The sequence below is a fragment of the Pseudorhodoplanes sinuspersici genome (assembly GCF_002119765.1).
GTDB lineage: Bacteria > Pseudomonadota > Alphaproteobacteria > Rhizobiales > Xanthobacteraceae > Pseudorhodoplanes > Pseudorhodoplanes sinuspersici.
On record NZ_CP021112.1, the window covers coordinates 3,714,152 to 3,731,799 of the forward strand.

Sequence of the window (17,648 nt, forward strand, 5' to 3'; positions counted from 1 at the left end):
AATAAGCCGCTAAAAACTTTTGACACCTCCGGCGTGTCTGTTGCGGAGCATCGTCTCCGTTATCGACCGGAAATCGACGGCCTGCGAGCGGTGGCCGTCGTTCCGGTTATTTTTTTTCATGCTGGCTTCACTGGGTTTTCTGGCGGATTTGTCGGCGTCGACATTTTCTTTGTGATCAGCGGCTATCTGATCACCTCGATCATTGTCGCCGAACTCGAGGCCGGACATTTCTCTCTTCGCGCTTTCTATGAGCGGCGCGCGCGCAGAATTCTGCCGGCGCTTTTTCTTGTGACTTTGACCTGCATCCCGTTTGCGCTCATGTGGATGCCGCCCGAGCAACTCAAATCATTCGGCAAAAGCGTGGTCGCCGTCGCGCTTTTTGTGTCGAACATATTTTTCTGGTCGGAAGCTGGCTATTTCACCGCAGCCGTCGATGAGAAACCGCTCCTGCACACGTGGAGCCTCGCGATTGAAGAACAATATTATCTCATCTTCCCGCTCTTGATGATTTTGTGCTGGCCTTTGGGATCGCGGCGCATCGTTCTGCTGATTTTTCTGTCGATCATCCCGAGCTTTGCCCTGGCGCAGGTTGGATCGTATCGCTGGCCAGATGCGACCTTCTTCCTGATCTTTTCGCGAAGCTGGGAACTGGCGATCGGCGGCCTGATCGCCTTTTATCTCAAGGCGCCCATGGCGAGTGGCCGGGTCATTCGCGAATTGATGAGTTTCATCGGCATCGGTCTGATCGTGTGGGCGATCATATTTTACAGCGGCAAAACACCGTATCCCGGGATTTATGCTCTGACGCCCACGCTTGGCGCGGCCTTGATCATTGTATTTGCGGCTCCTGGAACGATCCTCGGCACCATCTTATCGATGCGGCCTTTGGTTAGTATCGGCCTAATCAGCTACAGCCTCTATTTGTGGCATCAACCGCTTCTGGCCTTTTCCCGCGTGATTTTTTCCGGGCGGCAATCGACACCACTTCTCCTTGGTTTGATCGCGCTTTGTGTTGTGCTGTCGTATTTGTCGTGGCGCTTTATCGAAAAGCCGGCCCGCAAGGTCGTTTTCCGTCCTTCCATCATGGCCGGGGCTGCTATCGCGTCGGTTCTGGTTGCCGGCCTGGGTCTTCTGGCCGCCTATGGCAATATTGGCCGGAGCTTCACTCCGGTTCAGCTTGCGCAGATGGCACCGCCGAATGCGAACCGGGATCCGCGTCTGTTGACGTGCCCGCCTGCGCCGGGGAGCCGACATGATTTTCGCGCCTGCAGCCAAAATCCCGCCCTGAAACGCAAGGCCGTTCTGTATGGCGATTCCCATGCCGGGGCATTGTATCTCGATTTGGCTGCAGCCTTGTCACAACACGGCATCGACCTCGTATTGCTCAGAAACGGAGAAAGAGGAGCGAGGCGTTTCGAATGCCAGCCGCTTCCTGGAAATTTTCGTTATGGGCAATTCGAGCCCGACATGAAGGCGCGATGTGCCGATCAGGAACGCGAGGTCGCTCGAATAGCGAACGTGCTTGGTGCGGAATATCTGTTCGTTTCATTGCGCTATACTTTCCGTCTTTTTCCCGCAACCGGTGCTGTCGACGAATTGGAATATGACAACGGAGAGGGCGGTGTCGGTGATGAAGGGTTTCGGCAATATTTCGTTCTTGGCACGAAGGGCGAGGTCTCGTTCAGCGCTGAGGATAAATTTACGGCGACTACGAATGCTTTCCGGTCTTTGATCGATTTATTTAGTGGGCGGACCGTGCTGGTCGGACCGGTGCCCGAGGTGGGATGGCGTGTGGAGAACCGCAACCGTTCCAGTATTTTGCTGTTTGGCGCCGCCGAACAGACGATTTCAACAGACTATGTTCGTTTCAAGCAGCGCAACCAGTTCGCCAATAGGATTTTGCAGAACATCGAGGGGCACAAGGGCGCGCTCCTCGTTCAACCGTCCGATGTGTTTTGCGATCGCTTGGTTGCCGGCAGGTGTGTTGCGCAACTCAATGCCGTTCCGCTCTATCGAGACGACGATCATCTCGCCTATGATGGCGCGAAGATGCTGTCGCGCTATATCGTCGAACAGCTCCAGGCCCGAAATGCACTGCGGTAATCTGCCTGCCGCGGAGTGGCTTCTTCGCGTTGAACGCCGATTAGCGCGTTGCCGGCGGCATGAGGAGCGGCAAGAGGGGCTCGACGCGAATCTGTTGCGGCGCAGGCAGCTCGAGCAGAGCCCGCAAGACCGGCAGCGCCGCATCGGCCATCGCAGCATGGCCTTCCGCCGTCGGATGGACCGCGCCGCCATAGACGGCGCTGGTCGCGCCCCAGGTGGCATCATGCAGATCGCTCGGCTGCAGCGTCGGCGACACGCCTTCGGGGAAGGTCATCGCCGTGAAATAGCTGTCATTCGCAGTGCGGACCCAGCGTGCACGGGAAGCATAGGGGCGAAAGTCGCGCGCGCGCAGGTTACAGCGCATCGGGTCCGCGGCGGCGACCGCCGGATTGCTTTCGAAGCTTTCGCCATTCTCAAGGAAGCATTCGCGATCGAAGGCCGGATCGCTCGCGGCACGCGCGCAAAAGCCGTGATTGGCGAAGTCCGCCGTATGCGTATCGACGAAGGTCATACGATCGGTGACAGGATCGCGGCAGGCTCCCGGCGTGTCGCAGGTGGCGAGCGCGCGCAATTTGGGTAGGAATCTGCCTTCAACGAAATCGGAAACGCTTCGCAGCCGTTTTGCATCGACATTGAATGCGGGGTGCACATCAAAGCCGCCGCGGCCGCCCTGGCAGATCTGTCCGCCATTCACCATCGCCGGATTGCCGTAGGTGACATAGATGACGCGCTGCAGGTTGCCGCCGAGATAAGGCTTCAGCGCCGCACGCAGCTTGGCGAAGTCACCTGGCAGATCGCGGTCCAGGGCTTTCTGGGCGTCGGATACGTCGGTAAACAGGCCGCCTTTTTCGAACAGGCCCCGCTCGGTCGAATCTTCCGTGATGATATTCGCGACGAGGCCGGCGAACCCAATGTCGTTCGCCCCGATTGTCAGCATGATGGCGTCGAGCTTGCGGTCCTTGTCGGTTTTGCGGGCAAGATCCAGTGCCTCCTTCAGCCTCGCCATCTGCGCAACGGAAGATGTTGTGCAACTGCCGACAGGCGGGCACTCGCGTGCACGCAACGAACTGAAGAAGCCATCGTCGATGGTCGAACCGGAGCAGGCCAAGGGCAGGAAGGTGACGGCGATATGCGGGTTCTCGATCGCCAAAGCGAGCGCAGCCCGCACCTGGTAGCCATAAAGCGAGCGGTGACAGGTTGCGCTCCACCAGCGGGCATTCAGCCGCGCCCAATCCGACGACGCGTTGCCGGTTCCGCTGGCCAGGGCGGGATCGCAGGCGCGGCTGCCCTTGAAGCCGACACGGCCGGGCCGGAAATATTCGCTCGTGCTGCCGGCAAGGAAACGCCGGAAGCAGAAGCCGCCATCGTCGAGGGCAATCGGACGATCCGGATTGCCTTCACCGGCGGCGATGGAATCGCCCATGCCGGCGATCAGGATATCCTGGATGGCGATATCGGCGGCCACGCGTTGCGCGGTGCCATCGGGCAGTTCGACATCGACCGTTGCAATCGTCGTGCGATCGCGGCGGACCCGGATCCGCACCTCTTCGTCGCAGCGGGTCGTGGCTTGCCGCGGCGCCCCGGCGCCATCGTCAAAGCTCCAGGCGCAGGCCGCATTGGGCGGGACCGCGCCGGCAGCGATGGCGGTGATCGGGTAGTCGGCCGCGCTCAGGTAGTTTTCCTTCTCGCCATCGCGCGTGCAGGTCTCCGGCAGGCGGCCGGATTGATCGACACAGAGATTATCGACCATGTCGCGGGCCCAGCCGCGGCCGTCGCTGGCGCGGGCCAGCCGTTGTTCGGAGGCGAGGACGCCATCGCCCCGGTAGGCGGCGGCGTGGCGGCGGAAGTCTGCCTCGTTGCGGAACAGGCGGAAACGGTTTCGGATCTCCCATTCGATCCGGATCGGGCCGGCGGCTGCGCCCGGCGCCGCGCTGGATGAGGGCAATTGCAGCGGTTGCTGCCCGCCATATTGCGCGTGGGCCGAAAATCCGCCGGTCAACAGGGGCAGGGCGGCGAGAATCGCCAGGGCATGGTGCCGATAAGTGCGAAGCGGTTTTCGGATAACATCATGCTCTAACGTATGAGAATCGATCACGTCATCGTGGTCTAGGGTGAGAGCGGGCATAGCTGGTCCGGGGGATAACGTTTGGACCGAACTAGCATACTGGTTTGGGCGGAAATAAGGGGATCTTAGTGGTCTCGCAGAGATCGTTGGCGTTGCGGAGCGGGTTTGCAGGTCGGCGCTGAACTCACCTTTTTGGACGGTGCGCGCGAGGCCATCAGCAATTCCCGGCAGATCATGATCGTCAGAGCCAGTGCAAACGGCACCATGTAATAGATCACGCGGAAGATCAGCAGCGTCGCCAGCAACTCTTCCTTTGGATACTGCGTCAGCGCGATCAGGATCGCCGCGTCGAACACGCCAAGGCCGCCCGGCGTGTGGCTGAGAAATCCGAGCAGGGTGGCGAGCACGAAGACGACGACGAAATGGGCGAAGTCGATCGGCGGCGCGACCGGGAGCAGCATATACATGCCGATGGCCGATAGACCAAGGTCGAACACGCCGATCAGGATCTGAACGAAAGTCAGCGGTGCATTCGGCAGGACAACAGACACGCCCTTGACGCCGATTTCGCGTTTGCCACCCAGAAGCCAGACGAGATAGCCGCAGATGACCAGCAACCCGCCAATGCCGATGAGCCGGTTGATCCAGGGCGGCAGATGATCGATCGCGCTGGCTGCGTCTGGCGCAAAGGCCATGCCGAGACCGAGCACGAAGGCATTGCCGAGCCAGAAGGTCAGACCGGTGACGAAGGCGATCTTGGCAACATCGAGAAGATTCAGACCCCAGGCCGAATAGATGCGAAAGCGGATCGCGCCACCAGTGAAGACTGTGGCGCCGAGATTATGGCCGATCGCATAGCTGGCGAAAGCACCCAAAGCAGCGATCCGGTAGGGGACGTGCTTGGCACCGATCGTTCGCAGCGAGAAGAAATCGTAGAAGGTCAGCGTAAAATAGGCAGCCGCAACGAACACGGCCGCGGTCGCGATCGTCGATGCCGGCACATTGCCAATCGCCTCGAGCACACGGGCCGGCTCCACATGGCGCAGCATCCGGTACAGGGTGACGCCGGCAAGGCAAAGAACCGCAAAACTGGCAATAAAACCGATCTTGTTCCAGCCGATCCTTTCATGAATCGTGCTAACGAAAATTGTCCAAATCTTCCGCATTCAGGATAGGGTCCGGCGTCGTCTTAATGTCATAGATCGGTGGGCTATGTGGCGTCTTGGCGTCCTTTTGAGGCTAGACTATGCCCGGCAAGCGACTCACGAATTCACCATCTATTGCAATCGCGACAGTTTTCTAACAACTGTTCCATCCTACAAAGCCGCAGCGTCGTAAAACTGAGACACGGTTCGCGCATCGTGCAGCCATGCGAATCGACCAGCGACACAGCGGCGGACCGGGGCGGGAATTTCGCCATCGGGTCCGTACGCTCTTTTTGTCGGATGTTCACCTCGGCACGCGCGCGAGTAAAAGCGATCGGCTGGTCGATTTTTTGCGCCATCATGATGCCGAGACGATCTATCTCGTGGGCGACATTATCGATGGATGGCGGTTGCGGTGCCGCTGGCATTGGCCGCAAGCCTATACCGATCTCATCGATGAATTGTTCAGCGCGGCGCAGAACGGCTCACGCATCGTCTACGTCCCAGGCAATCATGACGCATTCCTGCGCGATTATCCGGGCACCCACTTCGCCGGCATCGAGGTTACCGATTCGACCGTGCATGTCGCAGCGGATGGCCGGCGCTATGTCGTGGTTCACGGCGATCATTTCGACAAGACAGCGCATGTATCGCATTCCGTGGCCGCGATCGGTGCGCGGCTGAATGCGGGTTTCTTTGCACTGAGCGATTCCTGGAACCGGCTGCGCATTGCTCTCGGGTTATCGAATTGGTCTCTGTCGCAATGGGCGCGGCTTCAGGTCAAGCAGAGCATCGACTATCTCGGCGCGTTCGAACGCGACATCGCTGCGCTGGCCGCAGAGCATCGCGCCGACGGTGTCATTTGCGGCCATGTCCATCATGCGGCCATGCACGAGCGCTTAGGTCTTCTCTACATCAATTGCGGCGACTGGCTGGAGAGCTGCACGGCGGTGGTCGAGCGTTTCGACGGCACGTTTGAAATCAAATCCTGGCCGGCTGTTTCGGGAGTTACATGCTCCCGTGCGCCGTTCGGGGAATTGCAGGAAGCATGATGCGCATTCTCGTCGCCACCGATGCCTGGCACCCGCAAGTCAATGGTGTCGTCCGAACACTCCAGACGTTGGCATCGACCGCGCCGCGGTTTGGTGCCGAGATCGAGTTTCTGACGCATCAGGGACTTCGCACCTTTCCGTTGCCGACCTATCCGGCGATCCGTTGCGCGATCACCGCGCCCTGGACAATCGCCAGGAAGATCGATGCCCTCAAGCCGGACGCGATCCATATCGCCACCGAAGGCACGATCGGTCATGCGGTCCGGCGGTATTGCATTCGCCGCGGCATCGCTTTCACCACCAGCTTCCACACACGTCTGCCGGACTATGTGACGGCACGTGTGCCGATCCCGGAAAACTGGGTGTGGCGATGGCTGCAGCGGTTTCATGGCCGGGCCGAACGGGTGATGGTGTCGACGCAATCGCTGATCTCGGAATTGTCGGGGCGAGGCTTTCGCAATCCAGTGTTGTGGCCGCGCGGGGTGGATGGTGATTTGTTCACGCCGCGCAACACGGCGCCGCTGGATCTGCCGCGTCCGATCTTTCTCACGGTCGGGCGCGTCGCGGTTGAAAAGAATATCGAGGCCTTTCTCTCGCTCGATCTGCCGGGAACCAAAGTGGTGGTCGGTGACGGGCCGATGAAAGCCGAGTTGATGCAGCGCTTTCCGGATGTCGTGTTCCTGGGCGAAAAGCATCGCGATGAACTGGCGGCGATCTATTCCGCCGCCGATGTGTTCGTGTTTCCGAGCCGCACCGACACCTTTGGCCTCGTCATGCTGGAAGCGCTGGCCTGCGGGGTGCCGGTCGCGGCATTTCCGGTCGCGGGTCCGAACGATGTCATCGGCGATGCGCCGATTGGCGTGTTGAGCGAGGATCTGCGGGACGCCGCCTTGCGCGCGCTGACGATTGACCGCAAGGCGTGCCGCGACTTTGCCGAGCAGATGACCTGGGAGCGCTGCGCGAGGATGTTCCTCGACAACCTCGCGATTCTGCGGCGTGGCGCGGAAGCGGGGCGGGAAGCCGAGATGACCGCCCGCCGCGCATCCGACATGGCGTGGCCGTCAGGCCGCCGAGCCTAGCGCCGTCTTCACCTTTGCCGGCGTGAACGGCACCGAACGCATGCGTATGCCGGTGGCATCGAAGATCGCATTCGCGATCGCCGACGGCACCACAGCCGCAGCCGGTTCTCCGGCACCCCATGGCCGTTCATTCGGCCGGTCGATCAGATCGTAATGGAGCTCCGGCACATCGGGGAATGTGATGATTGGATAGCTCGCCCAGTCGAGCGTCGTGACCATCGAGCGATCCCACTTCACCTCCTCGATCAGTGTGCGGCTGACGGTCTGGATGATGTTGCCGTCGAGCTGCGCTTTGACGCCGTCCGGATTGATGATCTGGCCGCAGTCCTGAACGAGATAGAAGCGCGACACACGAACTTTACCGGTGGTGCGATCGACTTCGACATCCGCCACCGCACCGACATAGGTCCGCACCAGTTCGTATTTCACATACGATACGCCGCGCCCCTTCAAGACGTTCCCGGAATCGACCTGCTGTGCAGCGGGGCGGGTCTCCCATTTCGATAGCGCGGCCAGCCGGTCGATCAGTTCGAGTCCGCGTTTGTCGTCGAGATATTTCTTCCTGAATGCGATCGGATCGCTCTTCGCGGTCGCGGCGAGTTCATCCATGAAGCTTTCGTTGGCATAGGTGTTCTGCATGCGGCCCGGCGTCCTGATCCAGGATGGCCGGAACACTGTGTTCTCCAGACGCCGGCACACCGTGCGGACATTGGCGAATTTGTAGGGGATCGCCGAATTCTGGAAAACGTTGCCGGGCGCGATGTCATCTTTCTGCGGCAGGCCGGCGAGTGTGGCGCCGGTGAGCGGCACAAGAAAACTGCCGGCGGTCTGTTGCGGAATGAAGAAGTCGGATTCCCAAGCCGACACATTGCCCGATGAATCCATCGCCGCCCTGATATCGATCAAGGTCGGCGGCCCCATCGGCTCCCAGCCATGCTCGTCGGCACGCGACCATTGCACACGAACGGGCTGGCCGACGGCTTTGGAGAGAATGGCGGCATCGCCCGCCGCGTCCTCATGGCCATTGCGGCCGTAGCAGCCTGAGCCTTCCAGATAAATGCAGCGGACATCGTCCGGGGATATCGCAAGCATCTGCGCGAGCTGCTTGCGCAGCGAATGCGTCGACTGCGACGCCGACCATGATGTCAGCTTGCCGTTCTTGAATTCCGAAATGGCGCAGGACGGGCCGATCGAGCCATGCAGGTTCACGGCAAAATCATAAGTGGCGGAGATCTTGTTGCCGTCACCGGCGAGCGCATCCTTTGTGCTGCCGGTGTCGCTCGTCACCTGATCCTGGACCACTTTGGTGCCGCGCACATGCTCCCATAGCTTGGCCTGATCGGGCAGGGTGGCGGCTTTCGACCATTGGGCTTTAAGTTGTTGCGCGGCGCGGATGGCATTCCATTCGCTGCTGGCAACGACGCCAAGGAAGTTCTTGTCGCGCACCACGCGGACACCGGGAATGTTCTTGATCGAACTTTCGTCGACGTTTTCCAGCATAGCGCCATAAGCCGGCGGACGCACCACGCGGCCATGCATCATGCCGGGCACGCGGAAGTCCTGCATATAGGTGAACTTACCGGTCACCTTGTCGGGGATGTCGACGCGTGCGACCGGCTTGCCGACCAGCTTGTAGTCTTTCGGATCTTTGGCCTTCGCCTTTTCGTCAACCTTCAGACTGAAGGATTTGCCGCCGATCAGTTGCGCGTAGGTGACCTTCTTGCCGCCGCCAGACACAACGCCCTCGGCGATGGTGAGGTCTTCCTTTTTAACGTTGAGTTTCTTTGCCGCTTCCTCAAGCAGCGCATTGCGGGCGGTCGCGGAGGCGTTGCGGATCTGGATGCCGGCAGATTGAATCGTCAGGCTGCCCCAGGTGTTGCCCTGGTCCGGCGTGAGTTGGGTATCGCCGGTGACAAGCGAAACGCTGTTGAACGGCACATCCAGCTCTTCGGCGCACATCTGCGCCAGAGCCGTGCGAATGCCGGTGCCGAGATCGACCTTGCCGGTATAGAGCGTGACTTTCCCGGCTTTGTCGATGGCAAGGAATGAATCGACTTCATTCAGTGCGACGGGTTTGGCGGATGCTGCGCCTTGCGCGAGCACGTCGGATACCTTTCCGGCGAATGTAAAGCTGACAACGAGTGCACCGGTGCTTTTCAGAAGCTTGCGGCGTGAAAGCTGCATGGTCATGTTGGGCCCCCTCACGCGTATGTCGAAGCGCGTTTGACAGCTTTGACGATGCGGTCATGCGTGCCGCAGCGGCAAAGGTTTTTGGCCAGCGCCTGCCGGATCTGTGCGTCGGTCGGCTTCTTGTTGGAGGAGAGGAAAGCGGCGGATTCCATGATCATGCCGTTGATGCAATAGCCGCATTGCGCGGCCTGCTCTTCGATAAAGGCGCGCTGCACCGGATGCAGCTTGTTGCCGGCGCCGAGACCTTCCAGTGTCACGACTTTCTGGCTCGCATTCAGCGACGATACCGGTGTCACGCAGGACCGCACCGCCTTGCCGTCGACATGCACGGTGCAGGAGCCGCATTGCGCGAGGCCGCAACCGAAGCGCGGACCATGCAGAGCCAGATTGTCACGAAGGGCGTAGAGGAGCGGCATGTCGGGGTCGTCGATATCGACCGTGACCCGCTTGCCGTTGACGGTCAGCTGCTTTTTGGGCATTGCGAAACCTCCCGGTTTGGAACCCGGCGGCTTCGGCGTGACGGCCGTGCCGCCTTAGCGCTTGTCAGAAGAAGGCTTTCGGATCATCTGTTACCCTGGAGCCGTTCCAGAATAGCTTACGCCGATTTGTTCAGCCGCCAAGTGCGATCACAGGGAAGCGGGACGGCGTCTTGACGCGAAGGGAGGGATCGGGCCTTTCTGCATCGCACTGCAGCAGAACGTGCCGCCAAGAGGCGCCAAGAGATTCGAGATGTTCATCACTTTCTTTACCGAATTGAAGTCGGCCGGAGTGCCTGTGAGCCTGAGGGAATACCTCACGCTGATGGAGGCGATGGATCAGGATCTCGCATCGCGTCGGGTCGAGGACTTTTATTACCTGTCGCGCGCGACGCTAGTGAAGGACGAACGCAATCTCGACAAGTTCGATCGTGTGTTTGGCCATGTCTTCAAGGGCCTCGAATTGATGGAGGAGGCGCTCACCGCCGAAATTCCCGAAGAATGGCTGCGCAAACTCACCGAGAAATATCTGACCGAGGAAGAGAAGAAGCAGATCGAGGCGCTCGGCGGTCTCGACAAGCTGATGGAGACGTTGCGCCAGCGCCTCGCCGAGCAGAAGGGCCGGCATCAGGGCGGGAGTAAATGGATCGGCACCGGCGGCACGTCGCCGTTCGGTGCGTATGGTTATAACCCCGAAGGCATCCGCATCGGCCAGGACGGCAACCGCAATTTCCGGGCGGTCAAGGTATGGGACAAGCGCGAGTTCAAGGATTTCGATGACGATGTCGAGATCGGCACGCGCAACATCAAGGTGGCGTTACGCCGGTTGCGCAAATTCGCCCGCACCGGCACGCCGGAAGAACTCGATCTTGACGGCACGATCAAGGGCACCGCGCATAAAGGCTATCTCGATATCCACATGCGCCCGGAGCGGCACAATGCGGTGAAGGTGCTGCTGTTCTTCGATGTCGGCGGCTCGATGGACTGGCACATCAAGGCGACGGAGGAGTTGTTTTCCGCTGCCCGCACCGAATTCAAGCACATGGAGCATTTCTATTTCCACAATTGCCTTTATGAGCGGGTGTGGAAGGAGAACCGGCGGCGCTATCAGGAGACGACGCCGACCTTCGACGTGATGCATACCTATCCGCATGACTACAAGGTGATCTTTGTCGGCGACGCATCGATGTCGCCTTACGAGATCGCGATGCCGGGCGGCTCGGTCGAGCATATGAACGAGGAGCCGGGGCAGGTGTGGATGGAGCGGCTTACACGCACCTATCCGGCAGCGGTGTGGCTCAACCCGGTGCCCGAAAATGAGTGGGACTACACCCAGTCGATCCGCATGATGCGCCAGCTCATGAGCGGGCGGATGTATCCGCTGACACTGGAGGGATTGGATCGCGCGATGCGGGAACTGGTGCGGTAGACTTGTTGCCCGACGAGCCTGATAACCACATGCTGACCCCGCAGAACCAACCCATTGTCATTCTGGTCGATGCCGATGCCTGCCCGGTCAAGGCCGAGATCTATCGTGTAGCCGAACGGCATGGGCTGAAAGTCTCCGTTGTCTCCAATATGCCCATCGCAGTGCCGCGCGATCCGTTGGTTGAACGCGTGGTGGTGGCGGAGGGTATGGACAAAGCCGATGACTGGATTGCGGAGAGGGCACGGCCCGGTGCCGTCGTGATCACGGCAGACATCCCGCTCGCCAGCCGGGCGGTGAAGGCAGGCGCTTCGGTTCTTGGGCCGACGGGCCGGGCGTTTACGGAGGATTCCATCGGCATGACGCTGGCCACGCGCAATCTGATGGATGACCTGCGATCGGCCGGCGCGGTGACAGGCGGGCCAAAGCCGTTTTCCCCGCGCGATCGCTCTGCCTTCCTCTCCGCGCTTGATCTTGCCATCGTCAGGCTGAAGCGGGCCGGCTTTGCGGCCGTTTGAGTGTCTGCCAAAGTCAGCGAACTTTACGTGTTTTCGCCGCAACATCTGTGAAAAAGCGGGCTTCGGCGTCTCGACTTGAGACCGCAAATATCCTCTAGATACGAATCTGGGCTGGTGGATTCCCTCTGGCCCCGTTCGTCTGACCGGCCTCAACCAAAATGTCCGGCAGCCAAGGGGGTTGTCTCATGAAAAAGATTGCATTTGTCGCTGCGGCCCTGGCTGCGGCGTTGGTCGTGACCGGTGGGACCGCTGAAGCCGCCAAGAAGCGGGCGCGGGTCGTCGTCACGCCGCCGGCTCCGGCCTATACGTGGTGGAATTTCTGGGGCGTCCGCGATCCGCGTCTCGACGCATCGAATACGGTTGTCGGCGCTGGCGCTGCAGGTGCTTATTATGCCATCCGCCACGACAGGGGCCACAAGTTCTGGAGCAGCGGCGGCGGCGGTACTTATGTCGGCACCAGCGCAGCTTGCGCGGCCGTCTCGCCGATCGTTGGCACGATCGTGACCCAGCGCGAACTGACCCAGCGCGAAGTCTTCATCTCGACCGCCAATTGCTTCGTTCCGGTCGTCGGCGGCTGGGCCATGAACTACTGGTTTGACTATTATGGCTGGGACCAGCCGAAGGCCCCGCCGAGGGGACGGCGCGGCTAGAGACTTTCCGGCTTTGATGGAATCGAAGCCGGGCTTAAGGCTTATTGTTTTGACGTGTTTTCTTTACGCGAGCCGGTATCCACTTCGCTCGAAAACGCTCTAATCGCCGACGTCGAAACTAATAAAAAAGCCGGTCCGCGATGCGGGCCGGCTTTTTGTTTGAGCGTGTCGCCTTCAGAACTTTTCCGGCTTTGGGGATCAAAGCCGGAGCTCTAGCTTTTTTGTTCGCATTCTCTTCACCCGAACCGGTCGTCGCCGGACGAATCCGGCTGAGGCCGGTCCTCACTTCGTCGAAAACTAAAAATCGTCGCGACACAATTCCCATCGGCCATAGCCTTGGTCGGCGAGCAGCATCGCTGCCAAGCTCACATGCGCCGGATCGTAAGACCAGAAGATGCCATTGAGAATCCGACGATCATTCACCCTTGGCATGCCGCGCGGCGGCATACTCTGAAAATTCGCGGGATTTCCTGCGCTTCCGGTACACGAGCGCGAGGATGGTCGCGCAGCAGATTGTGTTGGCCAGAAAGATAAGCGACATGGTCGCGTCGGCGACGACGCTGGCGGCGTAGAGCGCCGTCATGCCGTTCGACACAAAGAAGAGGAACCAAGTCGTCGATGACACGGCAGACGTGTCACTCTGCCTTAAAAGCAGCGCGATCTGCGGCAGATAGGCGAACAGGCGGAAGATATTGGCGACCGAGAAGGCAACGATGATGATGGTTTCGGCGCGCATCATGGGGCTTTCCTGTGAAGGCGTGACCGTTGTGGGGTGTCGTCACTCCGCCGAACGGATGCCAAGGCGGGCAATGAGGGCATTCCAGCGTCTTGCTTCCTTTTCCTGCCACGACTGAAGCTCGCTTGGGTCGGTGCCGAGGACTTCGGCACCGGCGCGATCGAGGAGGCCGCGTATTGCGAAATCGGTAGCGAGCGCTGAGCGGACCACGTCAGCAATCCGACGTGCTGTCGCCTCTGGGAAACTTGCCGGGGCGACCATGCCCGACCACCCGAAGAATGGTTTCGACGACGGATCGAGTTCGTGCAACGTTGGCATGCCAGCGAACTGGCTCAGTCGCGTTGCACCGGTCTGCGCCACTGCCGAAAGCCGTCCCGCCCCAATATGCTCTGCGGCGGCACTGGGTATGTTGAACATCAGGTGACAGCGTCCGGCCACCAGATCGAGGCTTGCCTGCGGAAAGCCGCGATAGGGCACATGGACGACATCGAGCCCGAGCTGAGATTTCAGCTCCTCCATCGCGAGGTGCGTGGTTGTCCCCGGGCCGATCGATGCGTATGACAGGCGGCCCGGATGCGCTCGCGCATAGTCGACAATGTCGGCGAAGCGCTGCCCCGGGAAGGTGCCGGGATGAACCGTCAAGACGAACGGTGTACGGTTCAGCAGACTGATGGACCGGAAGTCTCTGGCGGGATCATAGACAAGGTTCGGATTCAGCGCCTTGGCCGTCGTCGTCGGGCCGCCCAGGACGATGCCGAGGGTATGGCCGTCGCTCGCGCGCGCCACTAAAGCCGCAGCCGCTATTCCGCCGGCGCCCAGCACGTTCTCCACGATGAAGGGCTGACCGAAGGCGGCCTGCAGGTGCGAAGCAAGACCGCGCGCCCAAGGGTCGGTACCGGAGCCGGCCGGTTGACCGAGCACAATGCGCACGGCCTGGGCCGGCCAGGCAGCCTGCGCGCGCGCGGCCGTCAGGAGGGCCGGTATCGCGCAAAGCGACGCGACAGCGCGGCGGCGCGACATCGCAACACGGAGCGGCAGGTCTGTCATCTCGCACCGGGAAAGGCTCGGAACCATTTTGAAACCTCCGTGATCTTACCGTCGCTAAGATTTCACGGAAGGATGCTCGCGTCCTGACAGCCCGCTGAAGCTGTGCTGAAATTGCGCCATGGCAGAAGATGCACCGATCCGAGCCAGTCAACCGCCCGTGCCGTCTGCGATCGGGTTCGAGGGTTTCGTGCTGGAGCCTGGACGGGGCCGGCTCCTGGGTCGCGACGGGGCCGAAATTTCCTTACGCCCCAAGGCGTTTGAACTGCTCGTCGCGCTGACTGAAGCCGGCGGGCGCCCACTGAAAAAAACCGAATTGCTGGATCGCGTTTGGGGCAAGACCCACGTCACCGAGGACAGCCTGTTTCAGGCGGTCAAGGACGCCCGGCGCGCGCTCGACGATCGGGAGGGGCGCCTGCTGCGCTACATGCCGCGCCGCGGCTATGTGCTCGATTGTACGCTGAACACCGACCGTCCTGGAAAGGTCGCGCCAGAGCCCGCTCTTTCTATCGACCGACCTTCGGTGGCAGTACTGCCGTTTCGAACACTCGGCGAGGATACATCGACGTATCTTGCAGCGGGGCTGACCGAAGAAATTTCGATTGCGCTTTCGCGGTTCCGCTGGCTGTTCGTGCTCGCCAACGCTTCCGCCATGGCGATTGCAGCACAAACCGGCAGTGCGAATGCGGAGATTCTCGAAGCCGCACGCAATCTCGGTATCCGGTATCTCGTCGAGGGCTCTCTTGCCAGGACGGAACGCCAGATCGTCGTCCGGTGCCGCCTGGTCGAGACAGCCACCGGGCGTCAGGTCTGGCAGGAGCGCTTCACGCGCGACTCCGTCGACGTGCTCGATCTGTACGAGGCGATCACGTCCGCGATTGCGGCAGCGATCGAACCGAGGCTGCTGCGGGCGGAAGTCGAACGTGTGCTGCGGCGAGGCACCAGCAACCTCGATGCTTTCGACAGCTATCTGCGCGCGCTACCCGGTTACTATTCGCGTACGCCCCACGGCAACAGTGAAGCGATCGCGCTCCTGGAAGCTGCGATCGCACGCGATCCGCATTTTGCGCTGGCGACTGCGCTGCTCGCACGCTGCGTCGCCACGAGCGTCTGGCTGGGTACGGAGCCGGACTTTGCCTCCGGGACCGCCCGTGCATTGGCGCTGGCACGTGCCGCGCTCAACATTGATCGGTCGGACTCCCAGGTGCTCGCGCTATGCGGCCACCTCCTCGTCATTGTGGGCGGCGAACATGCCGAGGGCGGGGCACTGGTCGATCTGTCCTTGCGGATGAACCCCAACAGCGCCGAAGCATGGCGCCTTGGCGGCTGGGTTTCCGCGTGGGGCGGCGAGACGGAGCTTGCCTTGCATCGCCTGGCCGAGGCCGAGAGGCTTGACCCGCTCTCGCCCCTCCAGTCGGACGTGCATTCTGCGCGCAGTGTTGCGCTGCTCATGGCACAACGCTTCTCCGAAGCAGTGGAAGCCGCACGTCGCTCCATCGCAACCACGCCGGAGGCGACGACGCCGCGGAGATTTCTCATTGCCGCGTTATGGCACGCGGGTGCACGTGAAGAGGCAAGACAGGAATGTGCGGCAATGTTGCAGCGCCAGCCCAACGCCTCGCTTCGGCGAGGGCGATGGCTTCAGGTCATGCGGCATTCCTGGATGGCAGACCTGGTCACTGAAGGACTGCGCGGAGCGGGAGTGCCGGAATAAGGCTCACCAGCCGGGTTTTGTTTTTCTCTTTTAGTTTTTGTTATCAGAGCCCGGCTTTGATGGAATCAAAGCCGGGGCTCTTGTTTGTGGTTTGACGTATTCTTCTCGCGAACCAGCCCTCGCCGGACGAAGCCGGCTGTGTCCCCGCTTTAGCTAGAAATCGTCGTCACATGATCCCCATCGGCCATAGCCGAGGTCGACAGGGCAAGCGAGGCCCGGTGGCGGCTGGTATGGGCGGCCGTACTGGTCGAAGGATGGATCTGCAGGCCTCCATCCCCAGCCGGACGTGTAAGGCTGATACGTGGGAACGGCCTGCGCGCGGGCCGCTCGCGCCTTCTTGTTTTTCTTCTTTTGAGCCGAGATATCAGTCGGCGCTGTTTGATGAAAGCCCGCCTCACGCAGGTTCTCATTCGCTGTCCCAGGCGACAAAACGGATGCTTGCGATGCATTGGGTATCAGCAGCCCGAATGCGAATGCGGCGGGGATCGCGGCTTTCAGGATTCGTGTCGACATTGTTTGTGTCCTTAGTGTTGTGTCGTCAGCGCGAGCCGCAGGCGGCCCAGCGTCCATAACCGAGATCTTCCACGCATTGGCCGATCGACCGGCGCCATGCAAATTCACCGGCATAGCCGGGCGGTCCGACATAACCGAACGACGGTGCGACGCCCGGTCGTAAATAATATGGCGAGCGCGTCGGGTCACCTCCGTAGGCACGGTAACCGGCATATCCCTGCCACGAACGTCGATGCGAAGTTTTTTTCCTTTTTTGCGCAGACAGTTCTGAATGCAGCGCGGTGTCGTGGGGCGATATCACTTGCGCTTCAGCGGCATGCGCCGGCTGAATGGTCGAGACGGCTGACACCGCGAACAACACGGCACCTGATGCAAGTAAACCCGATGCAGGTATGCGTAATGGAAGGATCAGTCTCATGACGCGGCCTTTCAACGATGAAACGATCAGTGGCGTATGATCGAGAACCCCACTGACCGTCTTAATGTGTGGTGACCTGTCTGCAGGCCACTTCACGTCTTCGTGTGAGATGCCTTGCTGCATCTCCTCGTCAGCACGCACGCCAGCGGCCGTAGCCAAAGTCCATCACGCATTGGCCCGCCGCCCGGCGCATCGCGTATTCACCCGGATAGCCATCCGGTCCACCGACGAAATCGTGCGATGGTGCGATATAACGTGGGCGAAACGGGTTAACGATCTCGCCGGTAATTGCGTCAACATAGGTGGGTTCGGCGAAAACGATGCGCCGCTTTTTTGCCGCTGATATCTCCTCGACGGATTGTGTGCCCGCTTGCGGAGCATTCGATATTTCTGCGGCCGTTGCGGCCGGGGCCGTATTGATAAGGATCGCGGCGGCAACGCCGGCCACGGCAAAGAACGCGAGTTTCATCTGAATATGCCTTCTGATTCAGGCGGGTGCGAAATTGCAAACGCCTACCG

17 protein-coding genes are annotated in these 17,648 nt (G+C 60.7%); 7 read left to right on the top strand and 10 right to left on the bottom strand.

Annotated elements, in window-relative coordinates; all coding sequences use genetic code 11:
* Nucleotides 1-90: 90 nt before the first annotated feature.
* On the top strand, nt 91-2,103 hold the full coding sequence (locus CAK95_RS17995) for an acyltransferase family protein (RefSeq protein WP_245303872.1): 2,013 nt from the start codon (nt 91-93) through the stop codon (nt 2,101-2,103).
* 40 nt (nt 2,104-2,143) lie between these two features.
* On the opposite strand, the gene CAK95_RS18000 is transcribed toward CAK95_RS17995, so the two are convergent.
* Together CAK95_RS18000 and CAK95_RS18005 are read right to left on the bottom strand one after the other, a co-directional pair.
* Nucleotides 2,144-4,228 carry an SGNH/GDSL hydrolase family protein gene (locus CAK95_RS18000; protein ID WP_147413434.1) on the bottom strand — a complete coding sequence of 695 codons (2,085 nt, stop codon included), beginning with the start codon at nt 4,226-4,228 and terminating at the stop codon, nt 2,144-2,146.
* A gap of 65 nt (nt 4,229-4,293) precedes the next feature.
* On the bottom strand, nt 4,294-5,334 hold the full coding sequence (locus CAK95_RS18005) for a putative bifunctional lysylphosphatidylglycerol flippase/synthetase (RefSeq protein WP_086089160.1): 1,041 nt from the start codon (nt 5,332-5,334) through the stop codon (nt 4,294-4,296).
* Between the two features lie 203 nt (nt 5,335-5,537).
* On the opposite strand from CAK95_RS18005, the gene CAK95_RS18010 reads away from it, so the two are divergent.
* Both CAK95_RS18010 and CAK95_RS18015 read left to right on the top strand, forming a co-directional pair.
* On the top strand, nt 5,538-6,365 hold the full coding sequence (locus CAK95_RS18010; protein ID WP_086089161.1) for a UDP-2,3-diacylglucosamine diphosphatase: 828 nt from the start codon (nt 5,538-5,540) through the stop codon (nt 6,363-6,365).
* On the top strand, nt 6,365-7,444 hold the full coding sequence (locus tag CAK95_RS18015) for a glycosyltransferase family 4 protein (RefSeq protein WP_086089162.1): 1,080 nt from the start codon (nt 6,365-6,367) through the stop codon (nt 7,442-7,444). Before CAK95_RS18010 ends, CAK95_RS18015 begins: the two co-directional genes overlap by 1 nt.
* On the opposite strand, the gene CAK95_RS18020 is transcribed toward CAK95_RS18015, so the two are convergent.
* On the bottom strand, nt 7,427-9,634 hold the full coding sequence (locus CAK95_RS18020; protein WP_086089163.1) for a xanthine dehydrogenase family protein molybdopterin-binding subunit: 2,208 nt from the start codon (nt 9,632-9,634) through the stop codon (nt 7,427-7,429). The genes CAK95_RS18015 and CAK95_RS18020 overlap by 18 nt on opposite strands.
* A gap of 11 nt (nt 9,635-9,645) precedes the next feature.
* Nucleotides 9,646-10,113 carry a (2Fe-2S)-binding protein gene (locus CAK95_RS18025; protein WP_086089164.1) on the bottom strand — a complete coding sequence of 156 codons (468 nt, stop codon included), beginning with the start codon at nt 10,111-10,113 and terminating at the stop codon, nt 9,646-9,648.
* A gap of 250 nt (nt 10,114-10,363) precedes the next feature.
* On the opposite strand from CAK95_RS18025, the gene CAK95_RS18030 reads away from it, so the two are divergent.
* The 3 genes from CAK95_RS18030 (at nt 10,364) to CAK95_RS18040 (ending at nt 12,704) form a co-directional block, all read left to right on the top strand.
* Complete coding sequence (locus tag CAK95_RS18030) at nt 10,364-11,539, top strand: vWA domain-containing protein (protein ID WP_086089165.1); 1,176 nt, start codon at nt 10,364-10,366, stop codon at nt 11,537-11,539.
* A 29-nt stretch (nt 11,540-11,568) separates the two neighbouring features.
* Nucleotides 11,569-12,054, top strand: a complete 486-nt coding sequence (locus CAK95_RS18035; protein ID WP_086089166.1) for a YaiI/YqxD family protein — start codon at nt 11,569-11,571, stop codon at nt 12,052-12,054.
* Nucleotides 12,055-12,239: 185 nt separating this feature from the next.
* Entirely contained in the window at nt 12,240-12,704 is a 465-nt protein-coding gene (locus CAK95_RS18040; RefSeq protein WP_086089167.1) for a hypothetical protein, read from the top strand.
* Nucleotides 12,705-13,001: 297 nt separating this feature from the next.
* Here the strand turns inward: CAK95_RS18040 and CAK95_RS30220 are convergent, their stop codons facing one another.
* Genes CAK95_RS30220 through CAK95_RS18050 form a run of 3 tightly spaced genes read right to left on the bottom strand, consistent with a single transcriptional unit; the run spans nt 13,002 to nt 14,514 of the window.
* Nucleotides 13,002-13,127 carry a hypothetical protein gene (locus tag CAK95_RS30220; protein ID WP_280949822.1) on the bottom strand — a complete coding sequence of 42 codons (126 nt, stop codon included), beginning with the start codon at nt 13,125-13,127 and terminating at the stop codon, nt 13,002-13,004.
* Nucleotides 13,120-13,443 carry a hypothetical protein gene (locus CAK95_RS18045; RefSeq protein WP_086089168.1) on the bottom strand — a complete coding sequence of 108 codons (324 nt, stop codon included), beginning with the start codon at nt 13,441-13,443 and terminating at the stop codon, nt 13,120-13,122. The genes CAK95_RS30220 and CAK95_RS18045 overlap by 8 nt, the downstream gene beginning before the upstream one ends.
* Nucleotides 13,444-13,482: 39 nt before the next feature.
* Nucleotides 13,483-14,514, bottom strand: coding sequence for a Bug family tripartite tricarboxylate transporter substrate binding protein (locus tag CAK95_RS18050; protein ID WP_086089169.1), 1,032 nt, complete (start codon nt 14,512-14,514; stop codon nt 13,483-13,485).
* A gap of 91 nt (nt 14,515-14,605) precedes the next feature.
* Here CAK95_RS18050 and CAK95_RS18055 point away from each other — a divergent pair, with 91 nt between their 5' ends.
* Complete coding sequence (locus CAK95_RS18055) at nt 14,606-16,198, top strand: winged helix-turn-helix domain-containing protein (protein ID WP_086089170.1); 1,593 nt, start codon at nt 14,606-14,608, stop codon at nt 16,196-16,198.
* 153 nt (nt 16,199-16,351) lie between these two features.
* On the opposite strand, the gene CAK95_RS29715 is transcribed toward CAK95_RS18055, so the two are convergent.
* Genes CAK95_RS29715 through CAK95_RS18070 form a run of 3 tightly spaced genes read right to left on the bottom strand, consistent with a single transcriptional unit; the run spans nt 16,352 to nt 17,598 of the window.
* On the bottom strand, nt 16,352-16,711 hold the full coding sequence (locus tag CAK95_RS29715) for a hypothetical protein (protein WP_147413436.1): 360 nt from the start codon (nt 16,709-16,711) through the stop codon (nt 16,352-16,354).
* A gap of 25 nt (nt 16,712-16,736) precedes the next feature.
* Nucleotides 16,737-17,270 carry a hypothetical protein gene (locus CAK95_RS18065; protein ID WP_147413438.1) on the bottom strand — a complete coding sequence of 178 codons (534 nt, stop codon included), beginning with the start codon at nt 17,268-17,270 and terminating at the stop codon, nt 16,737-16,739.
* Nucleotides 17,260-17,598 carry a hypothetical protein gene (locus CAK95_RS18070; RefSeq protein ID WP_086089173.1) on the bottom strand — a complete coding sequence of 113 codons (339 nt, stop codon included), beginning with the start codon at nt 17,596-17,598 and terminating at the stop codon, nt 17,260-17,262. The genes CAK95_RS18065 and CAK95_RS18070 overlap by 11 nt, the downstream gene beginning before the upstream one ends.
* Nucleotides 17,599-17,648 lie beyond the last annotated feature (50 nt).

Coding starts and splice junctions, on each gene's coding strand:
- CAK95_RS18000 (WP_147413434.1), bottom strand. CDS start 4,228: ATGCCCGCTCTCACCCTAGACCACGATGACGTGATCGATTCTCATACG.
- CAK95_RS18005 (WP_086089160.1), bottom strand. CDS start 5,334: ATGCGGAAGATTTGGACAATTTTCGTTAGCACGATTCATGAAAGGATC.
- CAK95_RS18010 (WP_086089161.1), top strand. CDS start 5,538: ATGCGAATCGACCAGCGACACAGCGGCGGACCGGGGCGGGAATTTCGC.
- CAK95_RS18015 (WP_086089162.1), top strand. CDS start 6,365: ATGCGCATTCTCGTCGCCACCGATGCCTGGCACCCGCAAGTCAATGGT.
- CAK95_RS18020 (WP_086089163.1), bottom strand. CDS start 9,634: ATGACCATGCAGCTTTCACGCCGCAAGCTTCTGAAAAGCACCGGTGCA.
- CAK95_RS18025 (WP_086089164.1), bottom strand. CDS start 10,113: ATGCCCAAAAAGCAGCTGACCGTCAACGGCAAGCGGGTCACGGTCGAT.
- CAK95_RS18030 (WP_086089165.1), top strand. CDS start 10,364: ATGTTCATCACTTTCTTTACCGAATTGAAGTCGGCCGGAGTGCCTGTG.
- CAK95_RS18035 (WP_086089166.1), top strand. CDS start 11,569: ATGCTGACCCCGCAGAACCAACCCATTGTCATTCTGGTCGATGCCGAT.
- CAK95_RS18040 (WP_086089167.1), top strand. CDS start 12,240: ATGAAAAAGATTGCATTTGTCGCTGCGGCCCTGGCTGCGGCGTTGGTC.
- CAK95_RS18045 (WP_086089168.1), bottom strand. CDS start 13,443: ATGATGCGCGCCGAAACCATCATCATCGTTGCCTTCTCGGTCGCCAAT.
- CAK95_RS18050 (WP_086089169.1), bottom strand. CDS start 14,514: ATGGTTCCGAGCCTTTCCCGGTGCGAGATGACAGACCTGCCGCTCCGT.
- CAK95_RS18055 (WP_086089170.1), top strand. CDS start 14,606: ATGGCAGAAGATGCACCGATCCGAGCCAGTCAACCGCCCGTGCCGTCT.
- CAK95_RS29715 (WP_147413436.1), bottom strand. CDS start 16,711: ATGTCGACACGAATCCTGAAAGCCGCGATCCCCGCCGCATTCGCATTC.
- CAK95_RS18070 (WP_086089173.1), bottom strand. CDS start 17,598: ATGAAACTCGCGTTCTTTGCCGTGGCCGGCGTTGCCGCCGCGATCCTT.